The 12,537-nt window shown below is 46.9% G+C and carries 9 protein-coding genes; 6 read left to right on the plus strand and 3 right to left on the minus strand.

Going from position 1 to position 12,537, the window contains the following annotated elements:
- Nucleotides 1-31: 31 nt before the first annotated feature.
- On the minus strand, nt 32-1,036 hold the full coding sequence (coxB, locus tag DMO16_RS17780) for a cytochrome c oxidase subunit II (protein WP_164988952.1): 1,005 nt from the start codon (nt 1,034-1,036) through the stop codon (nt 32-34).
- 498 nt (nt 1,037-1,534) lie between these two features.
- Here coxB and fdhF point away from each other — a divergent pair, with 498 nt between their 5' ends.
- The 4 genes from fdhF (at nt 1,535) to DMO16_RS17795 (ending at nt 6,670) form a co-directional block, all read left to right on the plus strand.
- Nucleotides 1,535-4,480, plus strand: coding sequence for a formate dehydrogenase subunit alpha (gene fdhF / locus DMO16_RS17785; RefSeq protein ID WP_129478985.1), 2,946 nt, complete (start codon nt 1,535-1,537; stop codon nt 4,478-4,480).
- Nucleotides 4,473-4,961, plus strand: a complete 489-nt coding sequence (locus tag DMO16_RS17790; protein WP_129478987.1) for a DUF1641 domain-containing protein — start codon at nt 4,473-4,475, stop codon at nt 4,959-4,961. The genes fdhF and DMO16_RS17790 overlap by 8 nt, the downstream gene beginning before the upstream one ends.
- A gap of 201 nt (nt 4,962-5,162) precedes the next feature.
- On the plus strand, nt 5,163-5,291 hold the full coding sequence (locus tag DMO16_RS25210) for a hypothetical protein (RefSeq protein ID WP_277873763.1): 129 nt from the start codon (nt 5,163-5,165) through the stop codon (nt 5,289-5,291).
- Nucleotides 5,292-5,386: 95 nt separating this feature from the next.
- Nucleotides 5,387-6,670 (plus strand): S8 family peptidase, encoded by a 1,284-nt coding sequence (locus DMO16_RS17795; protein ID WP_241840590.1) that lies wholly within the window; start codon nt 5,387-5,389, stop codon nt 6,668-6,670.
- A gap of 36 nt (nt 6,671-6,706) precedes the next feature.
- On the opposite strand, the gene DMO16_RS17800 is transcribed toward DMO16_RS17795, so the two are convergent.
- Nucleotides 6,707-7,456, minus strand: a complete 750-nt coding sequence (locus DMO16_RS17800; protein ID WP_129478991.1) for a sulfite exporter TauE/SafE family protein — start codon at nt 7,454-7,456, stop codon at nt 6,707-6,709.
- Between DMO16_RS17800 and DMO16_RS24640 the strand changes: the two genes are divergently transcribed.
- Together DMO16_RS24640 and DMO16_RS17805 are read left to right on the plus strand one after the other, a co-directional pair.
- Nucleotides 7,437-7,700 (plus strand): hypothetical protein, encoded by a 264-nt coding sequence (locus tag DMO16_RS24640; protein WP_206738121.1) that lies wholly within the window; start codon nt 7,437-7,439, stop codon nt 7,698-7,700. The two genes, DMO16_RS17800 and DMO16_RS24640, sit on opposite strands and share 20 nt — an antisense overlap.
- A 91-nt stretch (nt 7,701-7,791) precedes the next feature.
- Entirely contained in the window at nt 7,792-10,470 is a 2,679-nt protein-coding gene (locus tag DMO16_RS17805; protein ID WP_129478993.1) for a S8 family peptidase, read from the plus strand.
- A 160-nt stretch (nt 10,471-10,630) separates the two neighbouring features.
- Here DMO16_RS17805 and DMO16_RS17810 read toward each other — a convergent pair whose 3' ends face one another.
- Nucleotides 10,631-12,523, minus strand: a complete 1,893-nt coding sequence (locus DMO16_RS17810; protein WP_129478995.1) for a beta-N-acetylhexosaminidase family protein — start codon at nt 12,521-12,523, stop codon at nt 10,631-10,633.
- Nucleotides 12,524-12,537 lie beyond the last annotated feature (14 nt).

Consider the following 12,537-nt stretch of genomic DNA (forward strand, 5'->3'; position numbering starts at 1 on the left):
TCTATCCCCCCAGCCTTTTGTTATAGCTTCTTCATTTTTTCAGCGTCTTCAAGTAAGCGGAAAGAGCAGCGTAATCATTATCACTGAGTCCCTTGGCTTTGGGCATATCCGTGCCCGGCTTTACTTTTTTGGGATCCTTCAGCCACTTCAACACATTTTTTTCTGTGTTGGGCATGAAGCCGGCTACACGTTCCCGGTCCCTGAAATCAGCCAGGTTGGGTCCTTCTTTTCCTTGATTGGCGCTTGCAGTACTGCTTGTCGCGTGACAGCTTAAACAGTTGCTTTTAAAAACTCTTTGCCCTTCGGATTCCTGGGCGCTGAGTTTTGTTGAACCGTTCTCTTTTTTCATTTGGTTTACCCATTGCTGATAATCCTTTTGACTGTCTACCTTTACGATAAACCGCATAAAGGAATGGCCCGCTCCGCAAAATTCGCCGCATTTCCCCTGATAGGTGCCGACTTTCTCGGGAGTAAGGGCCATTTTGTTCGTTCTTCCGGGAATTAAATCCTGTTTTCCCCCCAATTGAGGTACCCAGAACGAATGAATCACATCCTTGGAGTGAAGTTCAATCACCACTCGCTTTCCTTTGGGCAGATGAAGTTCCTGGGAGGTGACAATGCCCTTTTCCGGGTATTCGAATTTCCACCAGTATTTACTTGCGGTTACTTTCACTTTCATTGCTCCCGTGTTGTCCTGTTTTTCTTCTCCAAATACGCTTTTTACCATCGGGACGGCCAGGATCAGCAGAAGGACAAAGGGGAGGATAGTCCAGGTGAGCTCCAGTTTTTTATTACGGTTTTCCTGATGCTTTTCGGGCGTAAAGCCGGGCCTTGCTCTGTATTTGTAAACAAACCGGATAAAAAGAACAACCACTGTAACCATGACGATTAACATAATATAAATGCTTAGCTTAATTAATGAATATTGTTCTTCTGCCTGGCTGCCGGCAGGATTCAAGACGTCCATATTTTGGATGGCTGAACAACCGGACAATAAAAGAAGGCAGCTGCCCCAGATTCCTGCAATTTTTTTCATAGTCTCTCCTTTCAGCTGGTTTTTTTGAGAATCCAAAAAAATTTGTTTGACATGGAACGGCAAAAGGCAGCAGAACATCCATTCAGCTGCAGGTATGTAAACGTTCTTTTAGATGTAATCCCCTTTTTTTTTAGATTAAAACGTAGTCATCTTCTCTTTCGTATGGAAATATTTAGAAAATTGTTGTCATGATGTTTATGTTTACGGTAGATCAGGGAAGAAAATAAAAGATACGTATAAGCAACCAAAGAGGGAAGAGTGAGGTGAATCCATGATTGAAAAACCAGGAGTAATGCTGTTGCTGCGGCTTCCGTTACCATACAGGACGGCGTGCAAGCCCTGCTTTTTGTTCGTGGCCAGTTTGCCTGCCACTCTTCTTTTTTCTGACTAAAACTTTACAATGTAAGGAATTAACTTCGTGTACGGTGCTCCTGTTCTTTTAAAAAATGGATATTAAAACTTTTTATTTCGCATTAAACCACGTTGAGGAGGAGACAGATGGAAAACAAACTTTCAGTTGTCATAAACGGGGATCAATTCGAGGCTGAACAAGGGCAAAGTGTTCTGCAGGTTCTACTGGACAAAAATATTTACCTTCCGCACGTTTGCTACCAAGAGAGTCTTGGCCCAATCGAAACGTGTGATACGTGTGCGGTCCTTGTGAATGGCCAGGTCGTCAGAGGGTGCGGCACGTTTATCAAGGAAGGAATGGAAATCCAGACGGATACGCCCCAAGTGAAGGATGCCCAGTTTAAGGCGATGGACAATATACTTGAAAATCATGAATTGTATTGCACGGTATGTGACAACAACAATGGTGACTGCACCATTCACAATACCGTGAAGGACATGGGGCTGGAACATCAAATCAAAAATTTTAAAGTCAAAGGGTACGACCTCGATAAAGGGCAATTTTACAGATATGACCCTGATCAGTGTATTCTGTGCGGACAATGTGTGGAAGTATGCCAGACGGTTGAAGTCAATGAAACACTTTCCATTGATTGGGACCTGCAGCAGCCACGGGTGATCTGGGATGACAATGTTCCGATCGAAGAATCTTCCTGCGTAAGCTGCGGACAATGTGTAACCGTATGCCCGTGCAACGCACTGATGGAAAACAGCATGCAGGGCCAGGCCGGTTATTTGACTGATATCCGCCCCGATTTTTTGCGTTCCATGATTGATGTGACGAAGGAAGCCGAAACAGGCTATGGACCGCTTTTTGCCATTTCGGATTCGGAAGCGAAGATGAGAGAAGACCAGATCAAGAAAACAAAAACGGTTTGTACGTATTGCGGAGTCGGCTGCAGCTTTGAAGCCTGGACCAAAGGCCGTGAAATCCTCAAGATGGAACCGGTTCCGGAAGGTCCTGCCAACGGCATCATGTCCTGCATCAAGGGGAAATTCGCCTGGGGCCATATCAATAGCGAAGCCCGTCTGACCCGTCCGCTGATCCGTGAAGGAGAATATTTTAAAGAAGTGGAATGGGACGAAGCCCTTGACTACATCACGGATAAGTTCAAGGAAATAAAGGAAAAGCACGGCCCTGATGCTCTAGGCTTTATCGCTTCGTCCAAAGCGACCAATGAAGAGTCCTATCTAATTCAGAAAATCGCCCGCCAGGTCATCGGAACGAACAATATTGATAATTGCTCCCGTTACTGCCAGTCCCCGGCCACAGAAGGCCTTACCCGGACAGTGGGATACGGGGGAGATGCCGGGTCCATGCATGATCTTGAAGCAGCAGAGCTCGTGATCATTGTAGGCTCCAATACGGCCGAGGCTCATCCAGTGCTTGCCTCCAAAATCAAGCGCTCCCACAAGATGTTTGGACAAAAGTTGATCGTTGCCGATCTCCGGAAGCATGAAATGGCAGAACGAGCGGATCTTTACATCCATCCTGAGCCTGGAACAGACCTGGTGTGGATTTCAGCCATTGCTAAATACATCATTGACATGGGATGGCATGATGAAGTGTTTATAGCAGAAAAAGTGAATGATTTTGAAGAGTATGTTGAAAGCCTTAAGCCTTTTACATTAGGAACAGCCGAAGAGATTACGGGGATTTCAAAGGAAACACTGATTCAAGTGGCAGAAGCTATTCGTGATTCAGACAAAACGTGTATTTGCTGGGCGATGGGAATCACGCAGCATCAGATCGGCGCGGACACGTCCACTGCCATCTCCAATCTGTTGCTTGTTACCGGCAATTATGGCCGTACCGGAACCGGTGCATACCCGCTGCGCGGCCACAATAACGTGCAGGGGGCCAGTGACTTCGGAAGCATGCCGAACACATTGCCAGGGTATCAAAAAATCAGTGATGCCGATGCGGTGGCGAAGTTCGAACAGGCTTGGCAAGTCAAGCTGTCTACGAATGAAGGAATGGATAACCATGAGATGGTACAGGGAATCTATGACGGCAAGCTGAAATCTCTCTATGTTACCGGGGAAGACATGGGTGTGGTGGACTCCAATATTAATTATGTGACCAAAGCGTTTGAAAAACTGGATTTCTTTGTAGTGCAGGATCTCTTTTTAACCAACACGGCGGAGTATGCCGATGTCGTGCTGCCCGCTTCACCAAGTCTTGAAAAAGAAGGAACCTTCACAAATACTGAGCGGAGAATCCAGCGTTTGTATCCGGCCATGGATCCGCTTGGCGAATCCAAGCCGGACTGGAAGATTTATTGCGAGATTGCCAAACGGCTTGGGTTTGATTGGAACTATTCTTCTCCTGCCGATATCATGGCGGAAGCGGCAGGTCTGGTGCCGATCTTTGCTGGTGTCAGCTATGAGCGGCTCGAGAACTTTAAGAGCCTGCAGTGGCCGGTAAATGAAGAGGGAAAAGATACACCTCTTTTATTCACGGACGGTTTCCCGTTCCCGGATGGTAAAGCAAAGCTGCATCCGGTTAATTTTTCCCGCCACTATCATATCGATGAGGAACACCATCTCCATATTAACAATGGACGTATTCTGGAGCATTTCCATGAAGGCAATATGACGTATCATACAAAAGGAATCCGTACAAAAGTGCCCAATTCATGGATTGCAGTGTCAGAGGAGGCGGCAGAAAAGTATGGAATGGAAGAAGGCTCGAAGATAAAAATTTCCAATGAAAATGGAGAAGCGGTCACCCAAGTGCATATTTCAAAGGAAGTGTTCGGACAGGAGGCCTACCTTCCGCTCAATGACAACGGTAAAAGCGCCATCAACTATTTAACGAGCAACGTTACGGACAAAGATACCAATACCCCTGCTTACAAAGAAGTGCCAGCCAAAATCGAAGTGCTGGAGAAAAAAGGAGATTCACCGCTGCCGCTGTACAACTACAGAAGAGGAAAACGCAATCCGCAGTATGGCGTGGATGTTCAGAAGAAGTGGGATCGGGAGGATTATATTTTTCCTGGAAATGAGGAGGTAAAACAAGATGGCTGAGCGGATCACAGACATAAAGCGAATGGAGATTCCCAAGGAAAAGATAAAGGAAGACAATCTGACTGAATTGCTTGATGTGTTGTCAGATAATAAAGAGGCTATGCTTGAGACTGTACGGTTTTTCAGTCTTTTGCATGAGAGCGGCAACCTTGCCATGATGAATGCAATGGTCGCCAAACAGGAGCATATTATGGGGAATCTCGCCTTTGAAGCCAACAATAAGCCGAATTCAACCATTCTTCATAACTTTACCCGGTTAATCGAATTTTTGGGTATGCTGAACCTTGAAGGCATTGACGAACTGACCACCCGGTACACGCGTAAGCAAAAGGAAGAGGGAACAGAAGTGCCGAGTATTGAGGATGTTGGATTCATTAAACTGATCAAAACGCTGAAGGATCCGGAAGTCAGCCGCGGAGTGTATATCATGCTTCAGCTTCTCCGTGGGATTGGGCATGGCCCTTCCGATGAAAAAAAATAAAGGAAAAGAAGCGGCTCATTTATGGAGCCGCTTTTCCAATTAAAGTTAAAAAACGTTATCTGGCTGACTTCTTTCCTGACCATCAGCCTCGCTAGCAGCAATAAAAAAATATAGGAAATCACCACACGGGTAATTAATTCAAATGCACTCATGAACATCTTTCCTTTGTATCATTTTTGGCTCTCCAAGGAGGCCAGTTTTTTGGCTCTCCAAGGAGGCCGTTTCCGGCTCTCCAAGGAGGCCGTTTCCGGCTCTCCAAGGAGGCTGTTTCCGGCTCTCCACGGAGGGCTGTTTTTTTATGGGCAAATCTATCATTTTTATGGAATCTAGCAAACCATAGGACAAACACCGCTGCACATTCCTGCTATTTTCATAGAATAATACAACTCTAATAAAAAGGGGGAATCTCGGTGTTTGGATTTTCAATGATAAAACTAGTGCGCCAGCATGCCGATAAGCTGGACCTTCATATGCGTTCTAAACTAGTGAATTTGTATCGGCCGATGCGCAAGGTACCTTGTTTTCTTCACAGCAGCATAGAAAAATGGCTGAAAAAACGCAATAAGATGAAGGTTTTGATTGAATTTCATGAAGAGGAAGCGAATGTGCTTGGGGCGACTCAGGTTCATGAGCTCATAGCGTCACACCGCAGGTGCAAGGTTCATCACCAGTTTGGCAGTATTCCGTTTTGCTCTGCAACCCTAACCGCCAATGCGGTAGAAGATCTGTTAACCAATTGCACTCATATCAAAAAAATACATTACGACCGTGAAGTAAAAGCATTGCTGGATAAAGCTTCACCGTCGATTCATGCTGATGTGCTGAATCAATCAGGGGTGACAGGAAAGGATATTACCATTGCCATCGTTGATACTGGAATTTATCCGCACTCAGACATAAAAGACCGCATTATCGGATTTCAGGATTTCGTCAACCAGAAAAGTCAAGCCTATGATGACAACGGACATGGCACCCACTGCGCAGGCGATGCAGCGGGTAACGGCTACTTGTCAGACGGCAAGTACAGAGGGCCTGCGCCTGAAGCCAATCTTGTAGGCGTAAAAGTGCTCAACAAAATGGGATCCGGTTCTTTATCCACTGTGATTGCAGGTGTGCAGTGGTGCATTGATAACAAGGAAGAATACAACATTAAAGTGATTTCCATGTCTCTTGGCAGCAGCGCTACCCAGCCAGCAGCAGATGACCCGGTTGTAAAAGCCGTGGAAAAAGCCTGGCAAGAAGGAATTGTGGTTTGCGTGGCGGCCGGAAATGATGGACCGGATGACAATACGGTTTCAAGTCCGGGAATCAGTTCGAAGATCATAACAGTAGGAGCGATTGATGATCAAAATACGTTAGATCGCAGCGACGACAAGATCGCCAGCTTCTCCAGCCGCGGACCGACCATTGATGGTATTACCAAGCCTGACATTCTAACACCTGGTGTTAACATTGTATCCTTGCGTTCTCCCGGCTCGTATTTGGACAAGGTATCCAAGGACAGCCGTGTAGCGAACGATTACTTTTCGCTCTCCGGAACGTCCATGGCCACTCCCATTTGTGCAGGTGTAGCCGCCCTGGTGCTTGAGCAAAATCCGGATTTTACGCCTGATCAAGTGAAAGAAAAGTTAATCAGTGCCGCAGAAGACTGGGGACTGCCAGCCAACTCACAAGGCCACGGCTATCTCGATGTCAGCAAGTTGATATAAAAAAAGGGGAGCTCCCAGGAGTTCCTCTTTTTAGTGCTATTCAAATAAAATCAGCAAGGCGGCAACAACAGGGGTTGCCACCATAGCGGTCTTCAATAAAGGTTTCGGAGCGAACTTTGTCAGCTTTGCCCCAAGATACGCACCGATCATTGTGCCGGCAAGCACCTGCAGGAGCAGCATATAGTCAAGATAGCCTTGCATCACATAGCCGAAGCCGCCTCCTACCGCAATGGGGAGGATAACCAGCATGGTCGTCCCGATCGATTGCCGGATGGAAAGGCCGAAAATGAGCAGCAGTCCGATCTGAATGAATGGTGCAGAGCCGATGCCGAACGCACCTGACAACAGTCCGGTGGTCATCCCAAGGATCAACGCCTTCATGAGGAGTGAGGGATAGCCCAGTTTCTCGTTGATGGTTTCTTCGATTCTCCCTTTTGTAATAAAGAAGCGGACGATCAGCAGTACAGCGGATAACAACAGCATTCCTGCGGTTAAATAGTGCAAATGCTCGCTGGGTATAAGAGAGGACAGCCTTGAGCCGAAATACGCTGCAATCGCGCCAAACCCGCCGGTCCAAACACCGGCACGGAGGGCGATATTGCCTTCCTTCATATGACTGTACGTTCCTGACAGCGTCGTAAAGGCCATGGCGGCAAGGGAAGTTCCCAGTGCCGTATGAATAGGTATGTGAAAAAGGACAAGGATTGAAATAATAAAACCTGCTCCGCCAACGCCGATAAATCCACAGATCAGCCCAATGACAAGCATGGTGAAGGTAATAAGCACGGTAAAAGGATTCCTTTCTTTGGCGGAATATCCGTCATTCTTGATGTTCTTTCTTTATTATACTAAAGCAAAACGACTGAAGAAATCAATGGCTGGGGTTTATTGGGTTCTTTCAACTGGAAACTTTTATGTGGTCGGCATGCTGACTGGTTCTGGCAATCTTTTAGGCGGGAACTACCAGAAAAAAATGTATCGCTTTTTTAGTTTGGGACCTTCGAATGCTTTTCTGGAACTTTTTGAATAATTTACCTATTAAGCTAGGAAAATATGTTTTAATAGCGTTATGGCCAAATCCGGCCTGTTCCTTTTTACACCAAACAAGAGGAGGTAACGCAATGAATGCGAAAAAAACGGCACAATGGACAGCGCTGCTGCTCGTCTTCGCCCTGGTGGCAGGATTCTTTGCACCGGCATCCGGACAAGTGGCCAATGCCCAAGGTTCGACATCGCTTGAAAATGCAGCACCACTGACAAAAGGAAAAGACGTTGAAAATTCCTTTGATTCACCTGAACAAACACAATGGTACAAAATTACCCCGGAAAACGATGAGATCCAAAAGGACTCCCATATGGAAATCTCGCTTGCGAGTGAGGGCAGCCTCAACATTTCCGCGTATTCCAGCATTGAAAATGCGGCTAATGACCAAACATTTGATATGTATCGTGGGTTTACCACTCCGGATGAGCCGGTAACACTCGAAATGCCGCATGCCTGGAAGGGACCTTATTACATAAAGGTGGAATCCCTTGGTGAAGATCCCGAAACTGAGGAACCGCCAGCGGCCAATGAGCAGGAAAAGGTCGATTACACGATTGGCTATAAAGGCGTAAAGCATCCGCCTGCCACTGAACAGGAAGGGGAAGAGTGCCCGGTTGAAATGAGTGCCGGCCAGAAAAAGTCTGGATCCGCGCTGCTGACCCAGCTCCGCCAGCTTCGTGATGGCTTATTGTCACAAACCGACGAAGGAAAGTCACTTTCTTCGCTATATTACAAAACAGCACCATTTCTTGTAGGAAAAATGATGCTTCACAAAGATCTTCGCGAAGATGTATACAACCACCTTGTTACGCTTAAGCCTTTATTCAATGAATTGGCCGAGAACGGAGCAGAAAGCACATATATGTTATCCGGCAAAGACCAGACGGCCATTCAGGCGCTATACAAAATCGCCCTGGACGCAGCACCAGACAAGTATAAAAAGGATATCGAAAAGATTGGCAAGCAGGCAGGCATTAATGCCCTTAAAGGCAAAAAGCTTTCCGACCTGCTGGAAAAAAATAACCTTGTTCCAGAGAGCACGAAAGATGTAACCAGCAAGCTTATTGTAAAAATGAAAGATGGATACACAAGCAAATCATTGAATCAAAAACTGCAAACGTACGGCATCGAGTCCACCGCCCATTCAGCCTTTCAATCTCAAAAGAAAATGAATGGCAACATGTACGTGGTTAAAGTGGATGGAGCAAAAGCTTCCGGCACATACAGCGCAACCTCTACAAGCGCAAAAACTTCTGCAAAGGCTGCAGCAGCTGCCCTTTCCAAACTGCCTGGCGTCGAATTTGCCGAGCCTGTGCAGCGTTACCACTCACTGGCCAATGACGTAGAGTATCCATATCAATGGTCACTAAAGAACAAAGGCGAAGATGGGGGCATCAAGGGAGCCGACGTTAACTATGAATCAATGTCCAAACTGGTGGACCCTAAAGCGAATGATACATTGATCGCTGTTGTAGATACCGGGGTGGATTACACACTCGCCGATTTGAGCAATAAAGTACGAAGCGATATTGGAAAGAACTTTGTTACTCCAGATGCAGCACCGCTGGATGATATGGGGCACGGAACACACGTCTCCGGCATTATCGCGGCACAGGCAGATAACGGATATTCAATGACCGGCCTTGACCAAAAAGCGAAAATCCTTCCGGTAAAAGTGCTGGATGCTTCTGGTTCCGGTGATACCGAGCAAATCGCCATGGGCATCATGTATGCCGCGGATAAAGGCGCGAAGGTCATTAACCTCAGTCTTGGGGGAGGCTACAGCCGTGTCCTTGAATATGCGATGAAGTATGCTTCCGACAAAGGGGCGGCCATCGTGGTGGCAACCGGTAATGATGGAACATCGGCAGTCAGCTACCCGGGCTCTTCAAAATATGCGATTGGTGTAGGTGCAACCAATAAATTGGACGTTGTGGCCGACTATTCGAACTACGGATCCGGGCTGGACCTTGTTGCACCAGGCTCCAATATACCAAGTCTTGTACCAAACGGAAATGTAACACTCATGTCCGGTACATCCATGGCCACACCGCATGTTGCTGCGGTGGCAGGATTGCTGCTTTCTGAGAATCCTCGTCTCAAAGCGAAGGATGTTGAACGGATTTTAACACAGACCGCTGATGACATTGCATTCGGTGAAGTGGATAAATCAGGAGATGAATACGAAGAACCAACCAAACCGGTTCCGGGCTATGACACAGCTTCCGGACATGGCAGACTCAATGCTTTTAAAGCGTTTAGCGCCGTAGAACTAAACGCAAAAGTGGACCCGGTTCTTGATAACATGAACAAGGTATCCGGTGTCGCAAGCATCGGTTCAAAAGTAACCGTGAAAAACGGCAGCAAAACACTAGGAAAGGCAACCGTTTCAAAAACAGGAACATTCGCCGTCAACGTGCCGGTTCAAAAAGCCAACCAGGTGCTTCATGTAGAAATGGCCAAAGGCGCTGCAAATACGGCCCTGAAGGCAGTGGTCAAAAAAGCACCGGCACCTGAAATGCCGAAAGTAAGCAAAGTGACAGCGAAGTCTGTAGCTGTCAAAGGAAATTCAGTTGCAGACGGAACCATCAAAGTAAAAGATAAGAAGAAAAAAGTAATTTCTACCGCCAAAGTCAGCTCAAAAGGCACGTTCTCCGCAAAAATCAAGAAACAAAAGAAAGGCACCATTCTTTACGTCACCGTAACCGACCTTGCCAAGCGTGAGAGCAAAGCCACCAAAGTGACAGTGAATTAATTAGAAAAAACCCCCTGTAGCACATGGTCCTTCCGGTGCGTACAGGGGGTTTTTCCATTTGATTAAGTCGAATAACGTCGAATCCTTATGGACTTAAACGGTTTGAAAATAAGAGCTGATTTTGAAAATAATTGAGAGTCATTGAAATTAACTCCCTCGATCAGTAAATGGTAGGTGCCGGAGAGTCCGCTTTTGTTGCTTCAGTCAATGCCTCACGGCCAAGAACCCTGTTTATGAACGAATTTAGTACGCTTAAACTCAGTTTTTGCGGAATAGAGGCCAGTTGTTCGACCAGACGTTCAAGAATGACTCTCTGAATATCCGCCTGGGAAGAATCACCCTCAATCTCCATCTGAACCAGCTGCACTGCAGCTTCTCCACCGGCACCATACAAGGACAATTTGTGTAAATAGGGCTCTGCTTCTCGAAGGAAATTCGGATTACCCAGCTGCTGGAGCTGATCTGGTACATTTTTCAGTTCAACGAACTGGTGGAGAAGCTCTTTTGCCTCCGCTACTACAGCTCCTTTTTCCTTCTGGTCCCAAAAAGTTTCCACGAGTGGCTCCAGCCGTAGAGATAGCGGCTCTTCATGGTTATTTAATAGACTGCCATAACAGCTTTCAACAAACAGTCTCAGGGCTTTTATTTCTCTGCGGCCAGAAAACTCTAAAAGACTTTTTTGCAGCGACGCTTCGGGCTCATAACCCGAGGGATTCCACATGTACTCTGCCATGGTATACAGCGGGATTTTTGAAGCCTCCGCTTCATTCATGGGATTGGCTGTCATCCCGATGATTTCATCTTCCTTATACAATTCCACGTCTCTGCCGTAAAGCGGCGCAAGGAAAAGCCGGTTGCGGTCAAAATCATTCACGGGGTAATTGTCCCATATTAAAAGCGGATGCTGGAAGATACCATGAATAAATTGGGCATCCGTGACGCGGATGGATGGAGCGACTACCCCTATGCCGGTCCATTGTACGATAATATCCGGCTGCAGGAGCGCCGCAAATCGTTCCCGGTAAGGAGAAGTACCTTCTTCATAATATTCGGTCGGTACGGTGATTAACGGCTTTGCCCCAGGATGTGTTTTTATAAATTCATCATTAAAACGGTTGAGAAGGAAAGCCTGGGCAGCGGCAGAAGGATTATGATCTCCTCCGAATTTTTCTTTGTCCATTGGAAAGTGGAGTGCGGGATCAATATCATCCAGATAAAGAGCAAATGACCTCACGCCAATATCCCAGACTGCCTGCGCTTTATTCATGAGAGCCTGAAATTCCGTATCATCTGAAAAGGTGATGCTGTTGCCTGGTGAGATGGCAAATGTAAAAGTAATATGGTTCCTTTTTGCTGCATCAACCAGCTGCTTGATTTCCTCCATTTTGTCCTGTGGATAGGAGGTTCGCCATTTTTCACGGTGGTAGGGGTCATCTTTTGGTGCATACACATAGGCATTCAGCTTGTGCTTGCTGTAAAAGGAAAGCTGGTTCAGGCGTTCTTCATGAGACCAGGGCGGGCCGTAAAATCCCTCGATCACACCCCGGACAGGCATGGACGGCCAATCATACACAACTGCCGAAGGGATCCATCCGAGAGGGTCTTTCTTAATAATGAGCTGGCTGAAGGTTTGAGCGGCATAAAAGGTACCGTTCTCATCCCTTCCGGCCAAAACAATCATATGGGTGCCGGAGGCTGTTGAGCCTGCTGCCAGCACATATCCTTCAGCATTCAAACCTTCAGGAGGTGCAGCTCCAAGAAGATCAATCGCATCAGAAACGGCCTGGTTTGACGGGAATTCCCCCATATAAATCATGACTGGCTTGGCTGTGGCAGCTAAGCCTTCTTCCGGGGGCGTGCTTCTGATTTCCACTTCCTTTACCCCTGCATGATAGAGTGCAGTTTCGACGTGCAGCAATGCCGCAGGGGGAGTGTCCACACCGGTTACAAGCCATACGATAGGTGAAAGGGCAAAGCCGTCTTCGTGAATTTTTACGACTTGTGGGACAGGGGATAAAAGGCTGCTTTCGTTTTCCGGTATTCGACTGATCATAGTTAACCCACTCC

Origin of the sequence: Fictibacillus sp. S7 (assembly GCF_004127935.1) — a bacterium.
In the GTDB taxonomy this organism is placed as follows: domain Bacteria; phylum Bacillota; class Bacilli; order Bacillales; family Fictibacillaceae; genus Fictibacillus_C; species Fictibacillus_C enclensis.